The 23,528-nt window shown below is 34.7% G+C and carries 23 protein-coding genes; 17 read left to right on the top strand and 6 right to left on the bottom strand.

Features of this window, described 5'->3' with window-relative positions; genetic code table 11:
• Positions 1–33: 33 nt before the first annotated feature.
• Entirely contained in the window at positions 34–558 is a 525-nt protein-coding gene (locus tag M0Q24_RS05910; protein ID WP_295048408.1) for a YceI family protein, read from the top strand.
• 46 nt (positions 559–604) lie between these two features.
• On the opposite strand, the gene M0Q24_RS05915 is transcribed toward M0Q24_RS05910, so the two are convergent.
• The 3 genes from M0Q24_RS05915 to M0Q24_RS05925 are packed head-to-tail and all read right to left on the bottom strand — an operon-like array spanning position 605 to position 6,065.
• Positions 605–3,730, bottom strand: coding sequence for an efflux RND transporter permease subunit (locus tag M0Q24_RS05915; protein ID WP_295048410.1), 3,126 nt, complete (start codon positions 3,728–3,730; stop codon positions 605–607).
• Position 3,731: 1 nt separating this feature from the next.
• Positions 3,732–4,832: an efflux RND transporter periplasmic adaptor subunit gene (locus M0Q24_RS05920; protein ID WP_295048412.1), complete on the bottom strand. Its 1,101-nt coding sequence runs from the start codon at positions 4,830–4,832 to the stop codon at positions 3,732–3,734.
• The gene (locus M0Q24_RS05925) at positions 4,833–6,065 is read right to left on the bottom strand and encodes a TolC family protein (protein ID WP_295048413.1); all 1,233 of its coding nucleotides are present in this window, start codon (positions 6,063–6,065) and stop codon (positions 4,833–4,835) included.
• A gap of 311 nt (positions 6,066–6,376) precedes the next feature.
• Between M0Q24_RS05925 and M0Q24_RS05930 the strand changes: the two genes are divergently transcribed.
• From M0Q24_RS05930 to M0Q24_RS05955, 6 genes are all read left to right on the top strand, one after another.
• Positions 6,377–7,153: an endonuclease gene (locus M0Q24_RS05930; protein ID WP_295048415.1), complete on the top strand. Its 777-nt coding sequence runs from the start codon at positions 6,377–6,379 to the stop codon at positions 7,151–7,153.
• 166 nt (positions 7,154–7,319) lie between these two features.
• The gene (locus tag M0Q24_RS05935) at positions 7,320–8,687 is read left to right on the top strand and encodes a hypothetical protein (protein ID WP_295048417.1); all 1,368 of its coding nucleotides are present in this window, start codon (positions 7,320–7,322) and stop codon (positions 8,685–8,687) included.
• A gap of 92 nt (positions 8,688–8,779) precedes the next feature.
• On the top strand, positions 8,780–8,914 hold the full coding sequence (locus tag M0Q24_RS05940; RefSeq protein WP_295048419.1) for a hypothetical protein: 135 nt from the start codon (positions 8,780–8,782) through the stop codon (positions 8,912–8,914).
• A gap of 94 nt (positions 8,915–9,008) precedes the next feature.
• Positions 9,009–9,467, top strand: coding sequence for a YaiI/YqxD family protein (locus M0Q24_RS05945; RefSeq protein WP_295048421.1), 459 nt, complete (start codon positions 9,009–9,011; stop codon positions 9,465–9,467).
• Between the two features lie 48 nt (positions 9,468–9,515).
• Entirely contained in the window at positions 9,516–10,850 is a 1,335-nt protein-coding gene (locus M0Q24_RS05950) for a DUF2254 domain-containing protein (RefSeq protein WP_295048424.1), read from the top strand.
• Positions 10,851–10,960: 110 nt separating this feature from the next.
• A complete protein-coding gene (locus M0Q24_RS05955; RefSeq protein WP_295048426.1) occupies positions 10,961–11,665 on the top strand; it encodes a peroxiredoxin in 705 nt (234 codons plus the stop codon).
• Between the two features lie 53 nt (positions 11,666–11,718).
• Here M0Q24_RS05955 and M0Q24_RS05960 read toward each other — a convergent pair whose 3' ends face one another.
• Positions 11,719–12,243 (bottom strand): c-type cytochrome, encoded by a 525-nt coding sequence (locus M0Q24_RS05960; protein WP_295048428.1) that lies wholly within the window; start codon positions 12,241–12,243, stop codon positions 11,719–11,721.
• Between the two features lie 139 nt (positions 12,244–12,382).
• Here M0Q24_RS05960 and M0Q24_RS05965 point away from each other — a divergent pair, with 139 nt between their 5' ends.
• The 6 genes from M0Q24_RS05965 to M0Q24_RS05990 all read left to right on the top strand — a co-directional run bounded on the left by M0Q24_RS05965 (position 12,383) and on the right by M0Q24_RS05990 (position 17,230).
• Positions 12,383–13,255 (top strand): DMT family transporter, encoded by an 873-nt coding sequence (locus M0Q24_RS05965; RefSeq protein WP_295048462.1) that lies wholly within the window; start codon positions 12,383–12,385, stop codon positions 13,253–13,255.
• Between the two features lie 70 nt (positions 13,256–13,325).
• A complete protein-coding gene (locus tag M0Q24_RS05970; RefSeq protein WP_295048430.1) occupies positions 13,326–13,595 on the top strand; it encodes a hypothetical protein in 270 nt (89 codons plus the stop codon).
• A gap of 297 nt (positions 13,596–13,892) precedes the next feature.
• Positions 13,893–15,152: a hypothetical protein gene (locus tag M0Q24_RS05975; RefSeq protein WP_295048432.1), complete on the top strand. Its 1,260-nt coding sequence runs from the start codon at positions 13,893–13,895 to the stop codon at positions 15,150–15,152.
• A 158-nt stretch (positions 15,153–15,310) separates the two neighbouring features.
• Complete coding sequence (locus M0Q24_RS05980; RefSeq protein ID WP_295048434.1) at positions 15,311–16,183, top strand: zinc ABC transporter substrate-binding protein; 873 nt, start codon at positions 15,311–15,313, stop codon at positions 16,181–16,183.
• Entirely contained in the window at positions 16,180–16,935 is a 756-nt protein-coding gene (locus M0Q24_RS05985) for a metal ABC transporter permease (RefSeq protein ID WP_295048436.1), read from the top strand. Before M0Q24_RS05980 ends, M0Q24_RS05985 begins: the two co-directional genes overlap by 4 nt.
• On the top strand, positions 16,925–17,230 hold the full coding sequence (locus M0Q24_RS05990; RefSeq protein WP_295048438.1) for a hypothetical protein: 306 nt from the start codon (positions 16,925–16,927) through the stop codon (positions 17,228–17,230). Before M0Q24_RS05985 ends, M0Q24_RS05990 begins: the two co-directional genes overlap by 11 nt.
• Here the strand turns inward: M0Q24_RS05990 and M0Q24_RS05995 are convergent.
• On the bottom strand, positions 17,227–18,138 hold the full coding sequence (locus M0Q24_RS05995) for a diguanylate cyclase (protein WP_295048439.1): 912 nt from the start codon (positions 18,136–18,138) through the stop codon (positions 17,227–17,229). The two genes, M0Q24_RS05990 and M0Q24_RS05995, sit on opposite strands and share 4 nt — an antisense overlap.
• Positions 18,139–18,401: 263 nt before the next feature.
• Between M0Q24_RS05995 and M0Q24_RS06000 the strand changes: the two genes are divergently transcribed.
• Positions 18,402–19,211 carry a mechanosensitive ion channel domain-containing protein gene (locus M0Q24_RS06000; RefSeq protein ID WP_295048440.1) on the top strand — a complete coding sequence of 270 codons (810 nt, stop codon included), beginning with the start codon at positions 18,402–18,404 and terminating at the stop codon, positions 19,209–19,211.
• A 12-nt stretch (positions 19,212–19,223) separates the two neighbouring features.
• A complete protein-coding gene (locus tag M0Q24_RS06005) occupies positions 19,224–20,105 on the top strand; it encodes a DUF481 domain-containing protein (RefSeq protein ID WP_295048442.1) in 882 nt (293 codons plus the stop codon).
• 189 nt (positions 20,106–20,294) lie between these two features.
• On the opposite strand, the gene M0Q24_RS06010 is transcribed toward M0Q24_RS06005, so the two are convergent.
• Complete coding sequence (locus M0Q24_RS06010) at positions 20,295–21,446, bottom strand: MFS transporter (RefSeq protein WP_295048444.1); 1,152 nt, start codon at positions 21,444–21,446, stop codon at positions 20,295–20,297.
• 107 nt (positions 21,447–21,553) lie between these two features.
• Here M0Q24_RS06010 and M0Q24_RS06015 point away from each other — a divergent pair, with 107 nt between their 5' ends.
• Together M0Q24_RS06015 and M0Q24_RS06020 are read left to right on the top strand one after the other, a co-directional pair.
• Positions 21,554–22,039 carry a PAS domain-containing protein gene (locus M0Q24_RS06015; RefSeq protein WP_295048446.1) on the top strand — a complete coding sequence of 162 codons (486 nt, stop codon included), beginning with the start codon at positions 21,554–21,556 and terminating at the stop codon, positions 22,037–22,039.
• Positions 22,011–23,444 carry a methyl-accepting chemotaxis protein gene (locus M0Q24_RS06020; protein WP_295048448.1) on the top strand — a complete coding sequence of 478 codons (1,434 nt, stop codon included), beginning with the start codon at positions 22,011–22,013 and terminating at the stop codon, positions 23,442–23,444. The genes M0Q24_RS06015 and M0Q24_RS06020 overlap by 29 nt, the downstream gene beginning before the upstream one ends.
• Positions 23,445–23,528: the final 84 nt, after the last annotated feature.

Below are 23,528 nucleotides of genomic sequence, written 5' to 3' on the forward strand. Positions count from 1 at the left end.
GAATTGAGTTAATTTATATAATGAGGATTTATGATGAAAAAGATATTAATGATACTGCTTTTGGCTTTTCCGCTATTAGCACTTGATCTGGAACTAAAGAGTGGTTATGTGGCTGCACATACAGAGATGCTTATGGACAATAATATTGATCCGATAAATAATCATCTTAATGCTAGTATAGCTATAGAGAATAATGATATTACTACTATAAGGGGTAAATTCTGGGTTGAGATGACTCTCTTTACTAGTGATAAAAGCGATAGAGATAAGAGCATGTATGAGGAGCTTCAAACAGATAAATTTGAAATTGCTACATACACTATAACAGATGTTGTAAAAATCGATGAAGAAGATAGTTATACTATAAATGGCATACTTGATTTTCACGGTGAAAAAAAAGAGTTGAGTGCAAATGCTAAAATAACCACTCTAGAAGGGAGCTTAGTAATTGATGCTTCTTCAATGATCTTAATGAGTGATTATGGCATCGAAATGCCATGTATGGTATTTATGTGTGTGCGCGATCAGGTTGATTTGCTGATTAAAGCTACATTTTAAAGTATCTATATTGTGCCTACTCCCTTGAGGGAGTGTGGCACTAGATCTAACTCTTTATATCTTTTTCTTTGTCTTCATCTTTATTTCTTATCTTTGAGACTAAGATATAAAAAAGAGGGATAAAGAGTATCGCTAAAAATGTTGCTGCTAACATTCCACCGATGACGCCTGTTCCTATAGAGTGACGACTTGCCGCTCCTGCACCACTACTAATAGCTAAAGGAATAACCCCTATAGTAAAAGCTAAAGAAGTCATGATAATTGGACGCAGACGAACTCTTGCAGCATCAAGCACAGCATCAACAAGTTTCATCCCTTGCTTTCTTTTTTGCATCGCAAATTCAACTATCAAGATAGCATTTTTAGCACTAAGTCCTGCAAGAACAAGTATCCCTATCTGGAAGTAGATATCATTTTCAAGTCCTCTTAAATGGTTGGCAACAACAGCCCCAAAGATAGCAAATGGAACAGACAAGATAACTGCTATTGGCATAAGCCATCTCTCATATTGAGCTGCAAGTATTAGGTATAAAAAGATGATACCAAAGATAAATGCAAGATTTCCAGCACTTGAGATCTGCTTCTCTTGATATGCAGTTCCTATCCAACTAATACTATAGCCTTCTGGTAGAACTTCGTTTGAGACTTCTTCTATAACTCTCAAAGCGTCTCCTGAACTATATCCTAGAGTTGCCTGACCTGAGACTTTTGCAGCGGTAAATAGGTTAAATCTCTCTACTAGATCTGCACCAAAACTCTGTTCTAGTGAGACGAGTGAGCTAAGAGCTATCATCTCTCCTTTTTCACTTCTGACAAAGATTTTCTCTAAATCTTGAGGCTTCTTTCTAAAGGATTCATTAGCTTGCATATTTACCATATAAGTTCTACCTAAGAGATTAAAATCATTTACATAGAAACTTCCAAAAGTTGCATTGATTGTCTGGTAGATCTCATCAATGTTTACACCTTTTGCTTTTGCTTTTGCAGTATCTACTTCTATTTTATACTTAGGGATAGAGGTATTTAGTGTAGTTCTAACTCCCATAAGCTCAGGTCTTTCATTTGCCTTTTGAATGATTTCATTAACATACATTTGCAACTCTTGGAGATCTGCGCCAGTTTTGTTTTGAACATACATCTCAAACCCACCAGATATCCCCATCCCTCTGATTGGAGGAGGGACTATCCCAAAAGAGAAACCATCACTTGTTTGTGAGAGTTCTTTGCTTATGTTTGATGCAATGTATGCTGCACTTTGAGTTGGACCTTCTCTTTGATCCCAATCTTGAAGTTTTAAAATAGTAGCTGCCGCATTTGTTCTATTTGAAAATGTTGAAAAATCGATTCCTATAAACTGCACGATATTTTTTATATTTTGTTCATCTTTAGAAGCTATGTTATAGATCTCCTCGGCTAGTGCCTCTGTTCTACTAAGTGATGCTGCTGGAGGGTTGTAACTAAATACAAAAACAGTCCCTTTATCTTCGATCGGTACAAGTCCTGTTTTTAGACTTGTAAACATATCAAAAGTTATATATATAAGCCCACCAAAAAGTAACATGCTTAAAAAAGCGTAGCGTATAGTGAGTTTTAAGGCGTTTGAATAACCTCTTGTAGCCGCTTCAAAAAAGTTGTTAAACCATTTGAAGAAATATTTTGGCTCTTTATGTGTTGGTTTTAGCACTAAAGCACAAAGTGCAGGTGTTAGAGTAAGTGCAACAAGCCCTGAAATAGCAAGAGATATAACGATGGTAACAGCAAACTGTCTATACATCTCCCCACTAAGACCTCCTAAAAAGGCAACTGGAAGGAAAACCGCTGAGAGCACTAAAACTATGGCGATTAAAGCACCAGAGACTTCTTGCATGGCTTTTATGGAAGCATCTTTTGGTGTTAGTCCCTCTTTTATATGCCTCTCAACATTTTCTATAACAATAATCGCATCATCAACAACTATTCCGATGGCTAAAACAAGCCCAAAAAGAGTAAGTAGGTTGATACTAAAGCCTAGCACATACATACCTGCAAAAGCACCGATAATAGATACAGGAACGGCTAAAAGCGGGATAAGCGTAGCTCTAACATTTTGCAGAAACAAAAATATGATAAGAGCAACCAAGATAATAGCTTCTATAAAAGTTTTAATAACCTCATTTATAGAAATTTCAACAAAGTCAGTAATATCATAAGGAATAGTGTAGTCCACATCTTCAACAAAGTCTTTACTTATCGTGTCTATCACTTTACGAACTTCTTTTGCTGTCTCTATAGCATTTGCACCACTTTGTAAAAATATGGCAATTGGTACAGCAGGAGAGTTGTTGAGCTTATTTTCTCTATCATAAGTTTGAGATCCAAGTTCTATAGTTGCTACATCTTTGAGTTTTAGTGAACTTCCGTCTTCATTGGCTTTTATGATAATCTCAGAGAATTGTGATGGCTCACTAAGTCTTTGGGGAGTCTCGATGGTGTATGTAAACATCTCTTTGTTTGAGATGGGATCTGCTGAGAGTTTTCCAGCAGCATATTGTTCATTTTGCTCTCTGATGGAGACAACTAGATCATTTACAGTAAGAGAGTACTTTTTAAGTTTTGACGGGTCTATCCAGATTCTCATTGAGTAATCTTTTGCACCGTAGATAACTACATCTCCAATCCCCCTAACTCTCTTTAAATCATCTACAATATTTAAAAGAGCATAGTTTGATAAAAAGCTAACATCTCGGGACTGTTTTGGTGAGTGTAGGATTATAACCTGAAGCATATCTGGAGATCTCTCGTGAACTCTAACACCCTGTCTTTTAACTTGTTCAGGAAGTCTTGAAAGAGCTGCTTGAACACGATTGTTTACATCTATCTTCGCATCATCGGGATTTGTTCCAACTTCAAAAAATATACTGATAGTAAGCGTACCATTATCAGCAGAGATTGAGTTCATATAGAGCATATCTTTAGCGCCATTTATCTGCTCTTCAAGAGGAGCTGCAACTGTCTTTGATATAGTCTCCGCACTTGCTCCTTGATAAGTAGCAGTAACTACAATCTGTGGCGGAATGACCCTAGGATACTCTCCAATAGGCAGAGCACGCATTGAAATTACACCAGCTAAAACGATAAGAATCGAGATAACAGATGCAAAAACAGGTCTTTTTATAAAAAAATTAGAAAACATTTTAGTTACCCTTCACGATAGTAACTTTTGAGTTTGGTCTCAGTTTTGCGATATTGGTTATAACAATCTTTTCACCCTCTTCAATATTCTCTTGGACATAAGCGATGCCATCTTGCACTTGCAGGCTCTTGATAGGTCTCATGGAGATAGTTCCATCTTTAACAATATAGACAACCGTTGCATCTTGCGTTTTAATAAGAGCTTCTTGAGGTACTTTTGCAATACGATCATAACTTAATCCATCTATTTGAATCTCTGCATAAGAGCCCACTATTAGCTCATTATCTTTGTTTTGCAACTTTGCTCTAAGCTTGAGAGTATCAGTCTGTGCATCTATCTTTGGTGAGATAAAATCAATCTCTCCCATATACTCTTTTGTATTAACACTGAGTATAACTTTTGAACCATTTTTTATCTGAGAAATATACTTTGTGACATCACCACTTGGTAGAGAAAATTCAGCATATATTGGATCTTGTGCTGTAATCGTTGCTAACATAGCACTATCTTCACCAACATCTATGTAAGATCCAACATCGCTGTTACTCATCCCGATATTACCGCTAATAGATGCTTTTATAGTTGTATAGTCAAACTTTATTTGGGCGTTTTGAAGCACTGCTTTTGCTTTTGTCACTTCTGCTTTTGCATCTTCAAAAGTGTAAAAAAGGTCATCACGCATCACCGCTGAGATCGCATTGTTTTTAAAAAGATACTCATTGCGATCCCACTCTTTTTGAGCTTTGTTGAAATTTGCCTCGGCTTTTAAAAGAGAGGCTTTTGCTTCGTTTAGAGTCGCCGCATATTCATCTTTTTGGATCTCATAGAGAGTGTCACCTTTTTTTACATAAGCACCCTCATCAAAATTCTTACTCATTAGAATCCCGCTTACTCGCGCAACTATATCAACTTCGTTAAAAGGTTTAAGAAGCGTAGAATAATTGTTAATCAAAGGAGCTTTTTCAAATTTAACGGTATATACTTCTACCGATAAAGGTGGCTTCTGGGCTGCTTTAGGAACATCTTGAGGATTTTTTTTCTCATCATTACAACCAACTAAGAACAGAGATAAAACCACTGTTAAAAATACTAAATTTTTCATCTATAAAAACTCCTTAATGTCTTTTCCACTAAAATAAATTAACTCTGCTTTTCGAATCTCAAGCTCATAAAGAGCTCTTTTGCTATCTCTTTGTGCATTGTACTTCTCGCTAAGTGCCAAAAGATAAGCAACATTGTCTATAGTCTGGTTTTCGTACTTAAACTTTATAAGTTTAAACGCTAAAGATGCAGCCTCGGCAACTGCTCTTGTTGACTTCACTTTTTCTTGTGCAATTGCGAGTGATTTTTTAGCCAATCTGTACTCGACACTTGCTTTGTCTTTTTCATACTCAACTAATGATTTTTTGCTCAAATACTCTTGGAGTTTAGACTCGTACGCTTTAGTTCTAGCTCCAAAGTCAAAAATATTCCATGTCATATTTACCATGGCGATGTTTTGATTTTCCACTAAAAAGCTACTTTTTAAAGATTCGTTATCAAAATAATAATCGCTGTGAGTAAATGTATCATCTAGATAAACCAAGGGTCTATTTTGACTTTTTTCTATAGTAGCTTCATGTCTTATTGAAATCGCTTCTTGTTCTAGAGCTTTTATATCTGCTCTTAAAACTTTTTCTTCGACTGTAGGCAATTTTATAGTTGTAGTGCCATCAAGATTCTCAACTTTTTGAGATACATAATACTCTAAAGTGTGTAGAACTCTTAGGCTCTTTAGCTCTATCTCTTGAAGTAAAACAAGAGTGTTTTTTACCCTTGAGTCGATTTTTGCAACTTCATCTTTTGTGATTGTCCCAGCTTCATAAAAAAATTCAACTCGTTTGAGTTCTTCTTTTAACTGCTCTATCGCCTGAGTGGTTGCTTCTTTATCAGCCTCAAGTCCAAGATACTCAAAATAGAGTCTTGTAACATCTAGTGAGATGGAATTTTTAGTCGCTTCAACATTGCTTTTACTAGAGTCTATGGAAGATTCAAGTTGTTTATACAAGTTATTTTTTTTATTGCCATCGTAGAGTGTGTATTTTACGGATGCTTGAAGCTTAAGTGTGTTTTGGGCAACGGCAGGTGTCTCTTTAGAAGCATTTTGAAAGTTAGCTCCTATGTCTATGGTAGGAAGATATGAATCTTTAGAACTTTCATAGAGTAGTTCTTTAGACGCCAATGTATGTTCTGCTGACTTTACAACTTTGTTGCTATGAGAGAGATCTAGCAACTCATTTAGTGTGTAAGAGTAGAGAAAAAGAGGTAAACAAAGTATCGGTAAAAAAAATTTCATTTGATCTTCTTTTTTTATAATTTCAAGAGATTTTATCGAAAAAACTCTTAAGTGTATCTTCCTAGAAAGCTATGACACTATAGCAGCCTTTAAAAAAAGAGACCTACAAGCATTCCTAGCCATTTTGGATAAAATAAACTTCATCAGATCTCATCAAAAAATCCATCTGTTAAATATAAAATATGATATTTTTCATCACTACAAAACCACTTATAAAAATTGCTATAAGAACTATAAAAATCAGAGAAAATTAGAAGCTTCTTTTTAGATCGTTAGTATATACTTGCAGCCCTATTTCAGGAGGCTATAGCGTGTATATAAACGAAAATGAACGAGTTGTTTTTAACTTTAAAAAATTGGTTTTAGTTTTTATCTTTTTACTCTTTGGTGTGAGTGGGCTAGTTGCTCAAAATGAATCTTTTTCAAAGTCAAAAAAAGAGCTTCGTAAGATCTACAAAGACAAGCAAGTAACAATCTATTGTGAATGTAAATACAACTACAAAGATAAAAACAATATGATAGATAGAAAAAGTTGTGGCTACACTCCAAGAAACGAGTACACAAAAAAGGGTAATAAAAACCAAAGAGCTAGACGCATCGAGTGGGAGCATCTCATCCCTGCTGAGAACTTTGGTCGGCACTTTAGTTGTTGGAGAGATGGCGATGCTAAGTGCGTTAACTCAAAAGGCAAGAAGTATAAAGGCAGAAAGTGTTGTGAAAAAGTAGAGAAAAAGTACCGCATCATGCAAGCAGATCTGCACAATCTATACCCTGCCATAGGAGAGTTAAACGCTGATAGAAGTAACTACCGCTTTGACTTTGAGATCGCACAGGGTACTCAATATGGAGAGTGTAAGTTTGAAGTAAACTTTAAAGCAAAACGAGTAAATGTAAGAGAAGATCTAAGAGGCACAATAGCAAGAACCTATCTCTACTTTAACAAGCAGTACGAGATGAAGCTCTCAAAACAAGAGATGCAAAAGTTTGAAGCTTGGCATAAAACTTACCCAGCAACAGAGTGGGAGAGAGAGCGAAACAGAAGAATAGCTAAGATCCAAGGCAATGAAAACTCGCTTATAGAGAAATAAACACTCTCAGTTACTTTTAGATAAAATAAACTTCATCAGATCCCATCAAGAGGTTATATATGTCAATGTTTCAAAAGTCAGTTCTAAAAAACTTCACTAAAGAAGAATTAAAATCTCGAAAACACAAAACAGAGAAAGAGATAAAGATTGTGGAGGAGATTTAGATATGAGCTGTATCGAAGAAAATTGTAATTTACAAGTTTTCCAAAATAAAAAATGTATTTTACATTGCAACAAAAATAATTGGTATTCTATTCAGGACTCTCTAATTTTCGGCCCTGAACAAAATACATTAGACATTGAAAAATCTAAATTAGATTTTTTTTGGAATACTTTTATTGAAATATATTCTAAAAATAAAACAAAAGAGCTTACTATTGAAAAAATACATTTTCCTATATCTAAAGAAACACCATTTTTACTTAGTCAAGTTCTTGAAAAACTTGCTCCTAATAATATTCTTTTATCAGAGTGTATATTTTATGATAATACAAATATTACTTCATATGAACAAAATAAATTTACACTACAAGAATTCAAAGTAGTTAATACATTAATTATTGGCGAACTGTATATAACTAATGTCAAATTTGATAATATTGATATTGTAGATTGTGATATTCCATCTTTAAGAATTCAAATGAGTTTAATTGAAAACTTGAATATAGTTGGCAATAAAAGCAATAATAAAATCATACGAAACATTAACACAGCTGGCAGTAAAATTAATAATTTTTTCAAACTAAAAGATTTAAAACTTGAAGAACTTTTTTTAAATGATACTTCTATTAAAAATACTATACTAAAAAATATTCTTGTTAAGAATTATTTTAATCTTGAAAATACTACATTTGAAATAAGATTAGATTTTTATAATGTGGAATATTTAAATACAATAAATCTTGACTCAGCAAAAATCCCAGATGAAACAAATTTTGAAGAGTTTAAGTTTGATATAAATATAAATAAAATATCTCGTAAAACTTCTAGACAAATAAAACATTCCTTTGAAAAAATAGGTAATAGAATTGATGCCAATAAATTTCATAGTATTGAATTATCTGCAAGAGAAAATGAATTAAAAAAAGATTTTTACAAAAGTATGGATATTTTTTTAAGTTTTATAATTTTCTTTTTTCATGGATTAACTTCAAGGCACTCTAGAGATTACTTGTTACCTTTAATTTGGATTATAAGTATTAGTATGCATACAAACATAGGATTTATAAGACAAGGAGTTTTTGCATTTGATGTTTTTATAATATCAGGAAGTTTACATCTAATATTAATTTTATTTTCATTTGTGACTAATAGCAAATATTTTGTAGCTATCAGTTCAATTTGTATCGTTAGTTTATTTTATGTATTAATAGGAAAAGAGTTTTCATTTGAAAGTATTTTACAATTTACAAATATTTTGAATCAAAAAGTTTTTGATGAAAAATTCTCTGTTATTTTATTTACTAATAAAATACTACTAGGATATTTATATTATCAATTTATAACATCAGTTAGAAAAGACACAAAAAAATAAAATTAGAATTAAACACAACAAATTGCAATACTTTTTTAGAAGATTTTTTTAAAAAGTTATAATGCCCTAAATGATTGCTAAAGGAAAAACCGATGAAGCCAAATGAATCAATCAAGCTCTTTGAAGAGAAAAAGGTGCGTACTCTTTGGGATGAAGAGCAGGAAAAATGGTATATATCTGTTGTAGATGTTTCTCGTTCTCATCGTTCCACGTGGGAATGCATATAAGCCTTGGCTAAGCTGTAAAAATGGATGAGAATATATACACTCCCACGCAGAGCGATGGGAGCGAGGGAAAGAAAATTGATAAACGGAGTTTTAAATGCTTAACCTATATGTAGATGGGGATGCTTTTCCTAATCTTTTAAAGCCTATTTTACTTCGCTCTATTGAGCGACTCAGTATCAAAACCTATGTTTTGGCAAACAAGAAGATAGATCTAGGTAGATCTGAGCATATAGAGTACATCATAGTAGAGACTCTTGCCGATGAGGCTGACAATAAAATTGTCGAGATGCTTAAAGAGGGAGATCTGGTCATCACAGCAGATATTCCTCTTGCAGATAGAGTCATTAGCAAAAATGCCCATGCGATTGATCATCGTGGAGAGCTCTATAGTGTTGACAATATAAAACAATACCTTGCAATGCGAAACTTGATGGAGAGCATCCGTGATAGTGGTGAGATGACAAGTGGACCAAAGCCATTTTCACAAAAAGATGCCCAAATGTTTGCAAACCAACTCAACAGTTTTTTGATAAAACATAGAAAGTTATTATGATACTATGTAGTTAAATAAAGAAGTTATCTTAACTCTAGGGGTTTGAGAATGAAAACTCGGATTTTAAAATATTGGGATCGTATTCGTTCGAGTTTCTGGTTTATTCCAATCAGCATGGCTCTGGGAGCTATGATATTGGCTTTTATGGCACTCTCTTTTGACATAGTAGTTACAGAGTGGTTTGAGCGTACTCTTAACTGGAGTTTTACAGGTAGTGCAGAGGGATCTAGCGTAGTGCTTGGAACTATTGCTGGTTCGATGATTACTATAACGGGAGTGGTCTTCTCCATGACGCTAGTTGCTCTCTCTCTTGCCTCATCCCAGTTTGGTCCTCGTATGCTTCGTAACTTTATGAGTGACACTACTACACAGGTCGTTTTAGGTACATTTATCGCTACTTTTATCTATAGCTTACTCGTTTTGAGAAACATTAGAAATATAGAGGGAAGTGTTGTTTTAACTCCACATTTTTCTGTTTCACTCGGTGTTATACTTGCTGTTGTGAGCTTGGGGGTGTTGATATATTTCATCCATCATGTATCTGTCTCAGTTCAGGCAAATGAGATTGTAATGCGAGTAAGTAAAGAGTTGTCAGATGGTATTGAGAGTCTTTTTCCTGATAAAGAGGAGAACGAAGAGAGTGCCCAGCAGATCCATGAGAAGAGTTATGATGATGGCTTTTTAAAAATACTTCACAGAGATGCATACTCTATTGATGCCAATAAAGATGGATATTTACAGTTTGTTGACTATGGTGTTTTGCTCGCATTGGCTAAAGAGAAAAATATTGTGATAGAACTAAAGAGGCGACCTGGTCAATATGTTGTAGCTAAGAGAGAATTGCTTATGGTTTGGCCTGCACAAAGTGTAGATGAAGAGCTCATAAAGCAACTACATGGGGTATTTACTCTGGGCAATCAACGAATCCCTCGTCAAGATATAGAGTGCACTGTAAACCAATTAGTAGAAATTGCCCTAAGGGCGCTCTCTCCAGGGATAAACGATCCTTTTACAGCTATGACCTGTGTAGATAGACTAGGATCTGCACTATCTCTTTTGACTGAGCGAAAGATGCCGCTACCTTATCGTTATGACGAGGAGGGCGAACTTTGGTTGGTTACATCTGTTGTCACTTTTTCAACAATGATGGACGCAGCACTCAACCAAATAAGACAATACGCTCACTCTAGTGCCGCTGTAACTATTCGTCTTTTAGAGACTATTGCTGTGATTGGTGAGTCTGCAAATCGCATAGAAGACAGAACTGCACTTTTGCGTCATGCAGAGATGATCTCTAGAGGAGCAGATAAAGGTTTGTTTGAGATAGATGACCGCCTAGAAGTTGAACAACGCTACATAGATATAATAAAACTACTAAAATAACCATATTTTTACTTATGTTAATCTTAACTAAATATTATAATAGTTCTATCTAAAGGATAATATTTATCTTTTAGTTATACTTACATCACTTTTAAAATAAAGGAAAGTTTATGGCTTGTGATTCAGGTTCAAAACCAATAGAAGAAGTTGAAACAGTAGTTTCTAGCAATGATAATAATATAGAAAAAAAGGAAAAAAATATGAGCTCAAGTTTAGTTTTAAGAAAAGCACCAGAGTTTAAAATGGAAGCGTATGACTCTAAAACAGGTCACTACACAGAAGTTTCAAGCGAAGATTATAAAGGCAAATGGACAGTAGTATGTTTCTACCCAGCTGACTTTACATTTGTATGTCCTACAGAGATAGCGGCAATGAATGCAAAATATGATGAGTTTCAAGAGTTAAATACTGAGATCTTAGCAATCTCAACAGATACAAAATTCTCTCATAAGAGATTCGTAGAGACTGAACCACTTTTAAAAGGTCTAAAACTTACAATAGGTGCAGATCCAACTGGAACTGTTGCTCGTGCATTTGGTGTAATGATCGAAGAAGAGGGTGTTGCTCTTCGTGGAAGATTTCTAATCAATCCAGAGGGAACTGTAGTAGCTCAAGAAGTTCAAGCTCCAATGGTTGGAAGAAATGTACATGAATTTTTAAGACAAGTAAGAGCGTGGCAACATGCAGAGTCAACTGGTGAAGTTTGTCCAGCTGGTTGGAAACCTGGTAAAAAAACACTTCCAGTAAACACTGACGTTGAGCAGATGACAGGTCGTGTCGGGGATTATATTACGATCGAAGAGATTATGTCTTAGTGAAGCTAAACAAGCCAAGAAGCATAAAACTCTTGGCTTGTTTGTAAGATTTTTTAAAACTTAGAAATATGTTGAGATAAAACTTCAATATCCTCAGGACTAAGATTTTTAACTTGTCCACTCATAAGACCTTTCATCGCTCCACCATAAGTACCACTTTTATAACCATTTAGTGCATCAGCAATTTTTTGTGCTGACCAACCTTTTATGATTTGCGACTTGCCTAAGGCTGCTTTTGAAGCGTCTGCTCCGTGACATGCTGCACAAGTTTTGTAAAGTGTAGATCCATCTTTAGTGACAGCAACTTTTTGTTTGACTTCTTCTATAGCCTCTTTTGCCGTCTCTTTTAGCTCTTTTGTCACCTCTTTAGCTTTTTCTTTTACTTCTTTTGTGACTTCTTGGGCTGTCTCTTTTACCTCTTGTGCAGTCTCGGTAATTGCTTTTTTCGCTGACTCTACATTTTCTTCTACCTGCTCTTTTACTTGAGTTTTTTTCTCAACAACTTTGTTTTGTGTTGAAGCATCATCACCACAACCAATAAGTAAAAAACCTATCAACGCATATAGTACTATCTTCATAAATATCCCTTATTTTAAATTTTAACTATAAAGCAATACACTTGCATGACTCAAGTTAAGCACTATTATATAAAAACATCATTTGAAATAGCTTTATAAAGATATATGATACAATCTGTTTTTTTTAAAAGGCATTATTATTTTACTCGCTCACCTCTATCTCTCTATAGCCACTATCTTGATTGCTAGTTCTTTTTTAGTCTCAGCAGAACTCTCTGGACTTATTGATTCTATCTCTATAACTTTGTACAGGTTTGTTATTGCGGTTATCGTTTTATCTCTAATTTTTATAAAAAAAGAGTATCGCCAAAAATTCGCTTCTACTTTTTTAAGAGGTTCTGTCGTTGGTATATTTTACGCTTTATATTTTATCGGGATGTTTAAGGCTTTAGAGACAACTACAGTCCTAAATACAAGTACTCTCTACACTCTCATTCCTCTCATAACTGCGATTTTATGTATTTTCTTTTTTAAAGAAAAGATAAGTAAAAAACAATTTTTAGTCTATCTTGTTGCGATGTTTGGCACGATCATTGTTGTTTTTAAAGCAGATCTAGATCTATTTTTGAGCTTTTCACTTAACTCTGGAGATATAATATTTTTACTAGGTTCTATATGCATGGCATTTTATTCTATATTTTTAAAAGTATTGCATAGAAAAGGTGATAAGACTTTGGTCTTTGTCTTTAGTACGCTTTTAGGTGGATCTATCGCTATGTTTTTAACGATGCAAATTTTAAATATTCCTCTTGAGTGGGAAAAAATTGAAGGTGATTACTTTTACTATGTACTCTACTTAGCCCTTGCTAGTACTATTTTAACACTCTTTTTATATCAAAAAAGTGCAGCACTGCTAGGGTCTAAAAAACTTATGGCGTATCTATATTTAAGCCCAGCTATTGTTGCAGTTATGTCGTACTTTTGGCATGGTGTATCTATAACTTGGAGTGTCTTTTTTGGGATAGTAGTATCTCTTTTTGCCACTATAATTTTGCTAAAAGAGAAAGTGTAAAACCTACTAAATTTTATCAATATTTATAAAACGATGAGAGTAAATATCAAAATCTGCTATAATTTCATTTATGAAACTAAGACTGCTGATATCATTTTTATTTATCATTGCTACAACTCTTACTGCTATACATGAACTAGAGCATATTGGGCATGAACACGATAGCTCTACATGTCTCATCTGTGTAGTTGATAACCACTCAGTATCAGCGGATATTATCGATGATTTTACTGAAGTTGAGATTGTAAGATTTAGCAATATTAGTTCTACACTTTTAGTCAAACACACACATATAAAAGATCACTCATACCAGACTCGCGCACCTCCTTCTAACTCCTAAAACAAAAAAATTATTACAAATAAACACTCTGAGTAAGCTATAAACTAGATTCCGTGTCAAGCACGGAATGACGGAACACAAGTCGTCTTGCGAGAGACAAGTCATCCTGCGAAAGACAAGTCATCCTGCGGGAAACAAGTCATCCTGTGAGGGACACGTCATCTTGCGAGACGCAAGTCATCTTGCGAAAGACACGTCGTCTTGCGGGAAACACGTCATCCTGAACTTGATTCAGGATCTAGCTTGATACCTATTTGGAGCATTCAAATATAAAAAATTATACTATTTAGGACAATTATGAAAAAAATACTACTATCAAGCACACTTTGTGCAGTTATGGCTTTTGGTGCAGATGTTCTGCCAGTTGAGAAAAGAACTTTTGCTCAGTCGAAGTTTATTCCAGATATCTCTTTGATTATGGATATGTCTTATGTTGACAGAAGTAAAAAAGATCATGAACTTGAACACCTTGAAGTTCCGGGAGTTGCTCATGGACTCTTAGGATCTCACTCTCACGATGATCACGATCATGCAACTTACAATGCAAGCAATGGCTTCAATCTAAACTATGCAGAGTTAGTTCTCTCAAGTTCAGTTGATCCATTTTTTACTATGGATGGAGTTTTCCACTTTAGCGAAAATGGAGTTGAGATAGAAGAGCTTTACTTTACAACTACAGCTCTAGGATATGGTACAAGAGTAAAGGGTGGAAAGTTTAACTCAAACTTTGGTTATCTAAATGAGCAACATCACCACTACTGGGATTTTACAGATATGCCTCTAGTTTATGAGTCTTTTTTAGGGATGCACGGCATAAATGAAAAGGGAGCTCAATTTCAATGGACAGCACCAACTTCTACTTACTTGATGTTAGGAGCTGAAGTTCTTCAAGGTGAAAATGAGCAGATGTTTGGAAATGGTGAGATAGATCTAACTGCTATTGGGGGTACAGAAATTGAAGCAGCTGATGCGCCATCACTCTTTATCGCTTATGCTAAAGCATCTTTTGACATTGGAGATACTACTATCTTAGGTGGTTTATCTTATGCACAAGGAAAATCAAGAATTGACCATATGAAAGATGCTAATGCACATGCATTTAGTGCCGATTCTAAGATATATGGAGCTGATTTAGTTATTAAGCACTATTTTGATTCTTATAGCTCGCTAAAATGGCAGAGTGAGTGGTTGATGCGTGATATGGATGGAAAAATGTATAATGCTGCTAAGCCAAATGGTGTAAATCTTACAAAAGAACAAGCAGGTCTTTACTCTCAACTCATATATGCGTATGACCAAAACTGGAAAGTAGGAGCTAGATATGACACAATATATCAAAATGATGTAAAAACAGCTGGTACTAATCAAAACATGCCAACTAATATGGATAAATACTCTGCGATGATCGAGTACTCAACAAGTGAGTTTGCAAGATTTAGACTTCAATATGATCGCAACAACGCTCTATATAATGATAACGATGTAAGACAAAAAATAGATACTCTTACTTTTCAAGTAAATATCTCCATCGGTGCTCACGGAGCTCATAGTTTTTAATTGAACACTCTGATTAAGCTATAAATTAGATTCCGTGTCAAGCACGGAATGACGGGACACAAGCCAGCCTGCAGAACACACGTCATCCTGAACTTGATTCAGGATCTAACTTAATAATTGTTCAGAACACTCAATTATAATCCGCAAAAGGAACAGTAATGAATAAATTTTTACTACTACTCTTACCATTGTCACTTTTTGCTCATCTAAATATCGCAGTTAGTTATCCATATATTGGAGCGTTAACAAAAGTGATAGGTGGTGATCATATAAATAGTGTAGTTTTAGCAAAAGGGAACTGGGATCCACACTTCGTGGTTCCTCGTCCTTCGCTTATCTCAAAAGTCAGATCTGCTGATGCCCTTATTATGAATGGTGCCCAACTAGAGATCGGTTGGCTTCCACCTCTAATAGATAGAGCCTCAAACCCAAAAGCAAAAGTGGGAGCGAGTACATTTTTAAATCTCTCTCATCATGTAGATCTACTGCATAAACCAGCTTTAGTTGATCGATCAGGTGGAGATGTACATCCCGATGGAAACCCACACTTTCATCTAAATCCAGAAAATATCAAAACTTTAGCAAAGACTATAGAGAAGTTTTTAATCTCTATAGATATAGAGCATAGAAGTGTTTATGAGAAAAACTACCTAGAGTTTGAAAAAATGTGGAGCCTTAAGATAGAAGAGTGGAAAGAAAAAATGGCGGATAAAAAAGGTAAAAAAGTTATACAGTTTCATGATAACTTGGCCTATTTTAACGATGCTTATGGACTTGTAAACATTGGTACTATTGAGCCACTTCCAGGGATCCCGCCATCTTCAAGACATACTATAGATCTTATAGAACTTATAAAAAAAGAGAAGCCTTGTTGCATCTTGCATGATGTCTATCACTCAACAAAAACGGCTAAGTTTATCTCATCAAAGAGTGGGATCGAGATAGTTTTGATGCCTCATGATATTGAAGCATTAGAAAACATTGGAGATCTAAGTTCTTTGTTTGACTACTTAACGAGTGCTATAAAATGAGTGATATTTTACTAGTTCCAATAGCCTTAGTTATAGTGCTTGTTATGATGCACTCTTGGTTTGGTATGGGGATCTTAAAGCGAGGCATCATCTTTACAGATCTAGCCATCGCTCAGTTTGCAGCTCTTGGATCTTCAGTTAGTCTTGGTTACTTTCATGAGGAGTATTTTTATCTGCTAACTCTTAGTTTTGCTCTCTTAAGCGCATTTCTTATAGCCATAGCATCTCAAAGAAAACTGCAACTTGAAGCTTTTATAGGGCTACTCTATGTGCTTGGAGCTAGTGGGATTATGATGGTTCTTTCTCACTCTGCTGAGGGGATGGAACACTTTAAGTCACTTCTTGCGAGTGATATTTTGTTTACTCCTCCATCAGAAGTTCTAAAAAGTACAATCATTTACGCAGCTATTGCTCTTGTCTTATGGAAGATCTACCCAAAAACAAGTGGCTTTTTAAAAGAGTTGATGTTCTTCTCTCTCTTGGCACTTACGGTTACTTCTTCAGTTGCATTGGCTGGCGTTTTAGTAGTTTTTGTTCTACTTATTGCACCTGCTTTAGTTTCCATCTCTTTAAAACTAAAAAGAGTCTATCTTGGTAGTTTTGCCTTTGGGTGGTTTTTTAGTATAAGTGCCATTATCATCTCTTACTACTATGATCTACCAACTGGCTACAGCATTGTGTTTTTGGGAGCATTACTTAGTTGTGTTATAGTCTTGTTAAGTAGCAAAAAGGTAAGTAACAATGACATTTAGTGATGAGTGGACTCAAAAAGAGTTTTTAGAAAATAAAAAGCTTCTCAAAGAGCAAGGTATAAAAGTCTTGCTAATTGATACTATACTCTCTCCTATAGATAAAGCCCAAACTGTAGTTTACAACCCGTTTCTTTTAAAAGATGAACCTGAGGGAAGCGTATTTGTCTTCTACTGTGACACAGGAAAAGCGACTCTTGATAGACTTGAGGAGTATAGGCTTAAGTTTCCCAAACACCACTGCATCTCGCTAAAAGGTGGTCGTGGATATTGGCGAAAAAATATGTCGATACTTTAGTACTTAATGCTCACCATATTTCTTCCATTTTCTTTTGAATCGTAGAGCGCTTCATCTGCTTTTTTTATAACAGCATCTGAGTTTTTATCTTTTGATCTATACTGAGAAACACCGAAACTACAGGTTAATTTTCCAATAATTGGAAACTCATACTCTTGTATGGCAACTCTTAGCTTTTGAGCTACTATATAGGCTTGATCCATATCTGACTTAGGACAAATTATAAGAAACTCTTCTCCTCCCCAGCGACCTAAAACATCTGTTTGTCTTATCTTTGACTTTAAAATTTCTACGACGCTTATGAGGATCTTATCTCCAGCATCGTGTCCGTGGTTATCGTTGACAGATTTAAAGTAGTCTATATCTATGATAATAACTGAGTAGATCTCTCCATATCTGTTAGCTCTTTGCGTCTCTTTCGCTAAGATATTTTCTAGATGAAGTCTGTTGTAGATCTGGGTTAGTTTGTCTGTTACAGAGAGTTTTTGAGCATATTTTTTATCTGTAATATCTTGGCGAATGGCACTGTAGCCTTCTATCTCTCCATACTTGTTTATGATGGGTGTAATAGTTGCATCAATCCAGTAAGCTCCCCCTGCTTTGTTCATGTTTTTAAGTTCGCCTTTAAAAACTTCACCTTGAGTTATGGTCTGCCAAAGCTTTTTAAAGACTGCTTTTGGAGTATCTGGATGTTTAAAAATCCTATGATTTTTCCCTATCAACTCCTCTTTTGTATAACCGGTTAATTTACAAAGAGCCTCACTAGCATAAGTAATATTGCCTTTTTTATCGCTATATGAGATAAGCACATGCTTGTCTATAATATCTATGTTTTGTTGTAGATTTTTTGAGTACTCTTCGATGATGCTGTATCTGTATAAAACAAACACAAGTGCTAAAATGATCATGCCTAAAATAAGCCAATATATAAGCGAAGAATTACTCTCCTGTGCACTGGCATAAAGAGGAGAAAGTGTTAAAAATAATAAACTAATTTTATAAATATATTTATTTTCTTTCATATACTATTGTACATCTTATAATCATAAAATCACTTTAACTGTCTCCAAATTTATCATAATTGTCTCTAGAAAAAGAAAAATGAAAAAAGCTCACTGGTTGCTCACTAGAGTTTTGCTATAATTTCAAAATTTTTGATAGAGAGGATAAAATGGATATATCAAAATACCTTGATATGGTGCTTATATATATGAGTCAGTATGGCTTAAAAGTTATAGCTGCTATACTCATTTTTTTCGTAGGAAAGTGGGCAGTTGAGAAACTTACAGCGTTAAGCAAGAGAGTTATGATAAAAGCAAAAGTAGACAATACTTTAGTTGAGTTTGCAGAGAGTATTATCTATTTTTCACTACTTGTAGTTGTAATATTGAGCTCTTTAAATGCTCTGGGGATAAATACAACCTCTTTTCTTGCAATAATTGGTGCGGCATCTTTAGCGGTTGGTTTAGCGCTTAAAGATTCACTCTCAAACATAGGTTCGGCAGTTCTTATTATAGTTTTTCGCCCGTTTAAGGTTGGAGACTTTATTGAGGCTGCTGGAGCGAGTGGAACAGTAGAAGATATAAATCTCTTCTCAACTACGATCTCACCTGCTGATAACAGAACTATTATAGTTCCAAACTCATCTATTACAAGTTCAAATATAACTAACTTCTCAAAGAAGAGCACACGCCGTATAAGTCATACTTTTGGTATAGGTTATGGTGATGATTTAAAGCTTGCAAAAGAGACACTGATGCAGATTATGCTAAATGATGAGAGAATTTTAAGCGAACCTGCACCTTTTGTAGCAGTTAGCGAGTTAGCAGATTCTAGTGTGAACTTTGTTTTTAGAGCATGGACAAAAACAGAAGATTACTGGGATGTCTATTTTGACACATTAGAGATAGTAAAACTAACATTTGATGAGAAAGGTATTTCTATACCGTATCCTCAACTAGATGTTCATACCCAAAAATAAAAAAGGAAAGATTTGAAAAAAATAGTACTAAGTTTCATGGTAGCTAGCTCATTAATTATGGCAGATGATGTTTCACAAGAGCAGTTAAGGGCAGAAATAGCTGAGGCTAAAGCACAAAAATCAGCTATTGATGATAAGATAAAAAATTTACAAGCTAAGCTTCCACACGCAAAACTTATAGCTCGTGCAGAGCTAGGTTTTATGAAGACTCAAGGAAATACAAATACTGATACATTTAACTTAGATCTAAATGTAAAAAAAGGCTGGAGTAAAGTTCATCTTGTAGAATTTTCTTTTGATGCTCAGTATGCAACAGATGATAAGATTGAGACGAAAAACAAATATACAACAGAGTTAGGATATAACTACTCGTTAACTCAGCGATTATCAGCGACTTATTTAGTTGGCTATAAAAAAGATAAATTTTCAGGTTATGACTATCAGTTCTATACAGGTCCGGGTCTTAAGTATGCATTTATAAAGACACAAGATCATAAACTTAGCTTTGAGGGAAGTGTGCTTTATTCACAAGATAGCGTAGAAGATACTAAGTATGATGCAGCTGGAAACGCTATCCCTTATCCAAACCCTGACAATCTTGCAGTTGTAAAAACACAAAATGGGCAGATCAATAGATATGCAGCATATAGAATCAAAGGTATTTATGGTTGGCAGATTTTATCAAACCTAAAGTTTGATCAAGAACTCTCATATAGATCAGAGTTTGAAGATTCTAATGTTATTTTTGTTACTTCAAAAAGTGCGCTATCTAGTAAGTTTAACTCTACTTTCTCAGCAGGTATAAGCTACAAAGTAGACTATGTAAACACTCCTCCATCAGGAAAAGAAAACACAGATAAAACTTTTACAGCTAACCTGATTATAGATTATTAGTAAGGTTTTTTACTTCTGACTTTTTTGCAGCGCTAACAAGAGATTCCGTGTCAAGCACGGAATGACGGTGGGGAGGGCGTCATCCTGAACTTGATTCATCGTCATCCTGAACTTGATTCATCGTCATCCAAAACTTGATTTACCGTCATCCTGAACTTGATTTACCGTCATCCTGAACTTGATTCATCGTCATCCTGAACTTGATTCAGGATCTCTTTTAGTTTTACAACTAGATTTCACTGCTATTTGCAGTTTTTTACTCCACAGATAGATAAACCAAGATGCCAAAAGTGCGATAAAAGTCGAACTTAAAAATAGGTATCTTGGAAACAATTCATAAACATACCCAGCATATAAAGCCCCTACAAATCCGCCTAAACCATAAGTGATACCAGAGAAGAACTGTTGAGCTAGAGCTTTATGTTTGTATAGATAAAACAAGTAACTAATAGCAGCAGAGTGAAATAGTGCAAAACTAAGAGCGTGAAGAAGTTGAGATAAAAAGAGCATCACAAGGTTTTGCGGAAATAGAAATAGTAAAAACCATCTTATCGCAGTTGCAAAGGTTGTGATCTTTAAGATCAAAAGTAGGTTTTGACGCAAAAACCCACCTTGATAATAGAGCATAATTATCTCCGCAACTACGCCAAAAGTCCAAAGATATATAGTCATATCCAAAGAGATCCCATGATTTGTCTCATAGATAGTAAAAAAGTTGTAAAAGGGACCAAAACTAACCTGCATAAGTGTTAGTCCTAGCCATAGTTTCCAATCGGCTAAAAGGTTTATATCGTTTGTTTGTTGTTTATGTCCTTTTGGATCTGTTGATGCGCTTCTAGCTATGATAAACGCCACAATAGCCGTTAAAGACGTAAAAAGTAACAAATAATTTAGCGCAATTTGCGCAGAACTCAAATACCTAACTAAGACAAGTGCCACAAGAATAAAACCTATAGATCCAAAGAGTCTGATCTTTCCATAACTCTCTTTTTTCATGGTCTCTAGAGAAATAACTTCAACAAAAGGAAGAATAACGCTAAGCCCCATGCCAAGACCTATATTTGAGAGCAAAAGTCCATAAAAAGTATCTACACAAAAATAAAAAGAGATGCTACTTGCGAGCATTATAAGTATGGCTAGATTAAATGTTTTGTTGTTTAGTTTTAAACCTTTGACAAAAGCGAAAGGGAGTAAAAATCTAACAAGAGGACCAGCTGCAAATATGATACCTATCTCACTAGCACTATAGCCAAGCATCGAGAGAACTTTAGGCAAGAATATAATATATACTCCAATAATTGCAAAGTATAAAAAGTAAAATAAAGAGAGAATAAATTGCATTTTTTAGAGTCGTTTCTTGATTGGGATTAAACATTATATCAAAGATGTGTGTTATAATGATTTAGAAAAAGTATGCCACAAAATAACACAAAACGGAGAGACATTTTATGACAAGAGAGTTACAAGAAGATGATTTTATTGTCTCTAAAACAGATTTAAAAGGTCGTTTGACCTATACGAATAAGATATTTATAGATATGTCTGAGTACCGCGAATCAGAATTGTTGGCAAAGCCTCATAATATTTTAAGACATCCTGATATGCCAAAGGCTATTTTTAAGTATTTGTGGGAAACAATCGTTCAAAAAAAAGAGGTCTTCGCTTTTATAGTCAATAAAACAAAAAACAATAATGACTACTGGGTATTTGCCAATGTTACGGCATCTACTGATACAAAAGGCAATATCATAGGTTACTATTCAGTAAGAAGAAAACCAAATCCAGAAGCTCTTGAAATTATTATCCCACTATATAAAAAGATGATAGAAATTGAGAAAAATAGTGGTGTTGATGCTTCATTTAAAGTTTTAACTGACATATGTAAAGAAAAAGGAGTAAGCTACGATGAATATATCATCTCTCTTCAAGGATAATAGAACTATATTATTGTTTGTCGCACTAATTTGTGTGGTTATTTATGCTTTGGTTATATCTGAGTTCATTTTGGCTGGGATTGTGATTTTTGCTCTTATTGTAGCGGCAATTATTCCTGCAGGAAGCTCTAAAGAACCTACTGATGCACTTGGGTTAAATATGCAAAGAGTTTTAAAAAGTGCGGCTCTTGGTAATTTAGAAGATAGAGTAACAAATATTCCAGATGACAACTCTTCACTATCTGCTAGAGCATGGGCTTTAAATGATGTTCTAGATCAGCTTGAAGCATTTATGAGAGATACTAAGACAACGATAGAAAATGCTTCTCTTGGAAAAACTTATAGAAGAACCTATCCAAGAGGTTTACATGGGATATTTAACACTACTTCTAAGAGCTTAAATGTTGCGATAACTTCTATAGCTAATGGTTATGAGACAAAAATAAGAGGAGAATTAGCGCAAAAACTAAGCACGTTAGGTGGTGGAATTAGTTCTGGGTTAAATGTTATACAAGAAGATATAAACACTTCTCAAGTAGATGCAAATGAGATAGCTGAGGTGGCTCATAAAACTGCACAAGAATCTTCAAAAAGTCTTACAAGTGTTGTAGATATTGGTCAAAGACTTAGTGGACTCTTAGAGTTAATTGGCTCAAGTCATGAAGGAATTGTTAGTCTTGAGAATCGTTCAAAAGAGATCTCAGAAGTTGTTCGTCTTATAAAAGATATAGCAGACCAAACAAACTTATTAGCCCTCAATGCTGCCATAGAAGCTGCTCGTGCAGGTGAACATGGACGAGGTTTTGCAGTTGTTGCTGATGAGGTAAGAAAACTTGCCGAGAGAACTCAAAAAGCTACAAATGAGATAGAGATAAATATTTCAACCTTACAACAAGATGCAAATGATATGCGAGTAAATTCTGATAATATCTCACAAATTGCACAAGATTCTAATGATGTTATACATGAATTTGAGGGAACATTTACAGAGCTTAACTCTTTAGCTAAACTCTCATCCTCATCAGCTGTTAAGATTCAAAATCGTCTCTTTACAACACTGGTTAAAGTTGACCATATTATCTTTAAATCAAATGCTTACTCAACTGTACTTGAATCTGATAAAACAAGAGTTTTTGCAGATCATAAAAATTGTCGTATGGGTAAATGGTATGCGCAAACAGGAGAAGAGAGATTTGGACATACTAAAGCGTTTAGAGAGATGGAAGCGCCTCACGCATTAGTTCATGAATCGGTCTTTAAAAACCTAGAGTTTGTTAAAAATGGCACAACTCTAAAGTTTGACAATCCTAAGACTATCTTGAAAAACTTTGAAGCCATGGAAGAAGCATCTGAAAAGCTCTACAGTAAGCTTAACAATATGATAGAAGAGTTTTATGAGAAATAGTTGATATTTACTTTATGTTAACTTATAATAAATATAATCTCAAATCTCAATTGTGTTTCCCCCTTTCATAATCGAGACAAAGAA

It is taken from the genome of Sulfurimonas sp. (genome assembly GCF_023228785.1).
Lineage (GTDB): Bacteria > Campylobacterota > Campylobacteria > Campylobacterales > Sulfurimonadaceae > Sulfurimonas.

Bases quoted from the DNA above. Each gene is read 5' to 3' on its own strand.
- M0Q24_RS05910 (WP_295048408.1), top strand. From the start codon at position 34: ATGAAAAAGATATTAATGATACTGCTTTTGGCTTTTCCGCTATTAGCA.
- M0Q24_RS05915 (WP_295048410.1), bottom strand. From the start codon at position 3,730: ATGTTTTCTAATTTTTTTATAAAAAGACCTGTTTTTGCATCTGTTATC.
- M0Q24_RS05920 (WP_295048412.1), bottom strand. From the start codon at position 4,832: ATGAAAAATTTAGTATTTTTAACAGTGGTTTTATCTCTGTTCTTAGTT.
- M0Q24_RS05925 (WP_295048413.1), bottom strand. From the start codon at position 6,065: ATGAAATTTTTTTTACCGATACTTTGTTTACCTCTTTTTCTCTACTCT.
- M0Q24_RS05935 (WP_295048417.1), top strand. From the start codon at position 7,320: ATGAGCTGTATCGAAGAAAATTGTAATTTACAAGTTTTCCAAAATAAA.
- M0Q24_RS05940 (WP_295048419.1), top strand. From the start codon at position 8,780: ATGAAGCCAAATGAATCAATCAAGCTCTTTGAAGAGAAAAAGGTGCGT.
- M0Q24_RS05945 (WP_295048421.1), top strand. From the start codon at position 9,009: ATGCTTAACCTATATGTAGATGGGGATGCTTTTCCTAATCTTTTAAAG.
- M0Q24_RS05950 (WP_295048424.1), top strand. From the start codon at position 9,516: ATGAAAACTCGGATTTTAAAATATTGGGATCGTATTCGTTCGAGTTTC.
- M0Q24_RS05955 (WP_295048426.1), top strand. From the start codon at position 10,961: ATGGCTTGTGATTCAGGTTCAAAACCAATAGAAGAAGTTGAAACAGTA.
- M0Q24_RS05960 (WP_295048428.1), bottom strand. From the start codon at position 12,243: ATGAAGATAGTACTATATGCGTTGATAGGTTTTTTACTTATTGGTTGT.
- M0Q24_RS05970 (WP_295048430.1), top strand. From the start codon at position 13,326: ATGAAACTAAGACTGCTGATATCATTTTTATTTATCATTGCTACAACT.
- M0Q24_RS05975 (WP_295048432.1), top strand. From the start codon at position 13,893: ATGAAAAAAATACTACTATCAAGCACACTTTGTGCAGTTATGGCTTTT.
- M0Q24_RS05980 (WP_295048434.1), top strand. From the start codon at position 15,311: ATGAATAAATTTTTACTACTACTCTTACCATTGTCACTTTTTGCTCAT.
- M0Q24_RS05985 (WP_295048436.1), top strand. From the start codon at position 16,180: ATGAGTGATATTTTACTAGTTCCAATAGCCTTAGTTATAGTGCTTGTT.
- M0Q24_RS05990 (WP_295048438.1), top strand. From the start codon at position 16,925: ATGACATTTAGTGATGAGTGGACTCAAAAAGAGTTTTTAGAAAATAAA.
- M0Q24_RS05995 (WP_295048439.1), bottom strand. From the start codon at position 18,138: ATGATCATTTTAGCACTTGTGTTTGTTTTATACAGATACAGCATCATC.
- M0Q24_RS06000 (WP_295048440.1), top strand. From the start codon at position 18,402: ATGGATATATCAAAATACCTTGATATGGTGCTTATATATATGAGTCAG.
- M0Q24_RS06010 (WP_295048444.1), bottom strand. From the start codon at position 21,446: ATGCAATTTATTCTCTCTTTATTTTACTTTTTATACTTTGCAATTATT.
- M0Q24_RS06015 (WP_295048446.1), top strand. From the start codon at position 21,554: ATGACAAGAGAGTTACAAGAAGATGATTTTATTGTCTCTAAAACAGAT.
- M0Q24_RS06020 (WP_295048448.1), top strand. From the start codon at position 22,011: ATGAATATATCATCTCTCTTCAAGGATAATAGAACTATATTATTGTTT.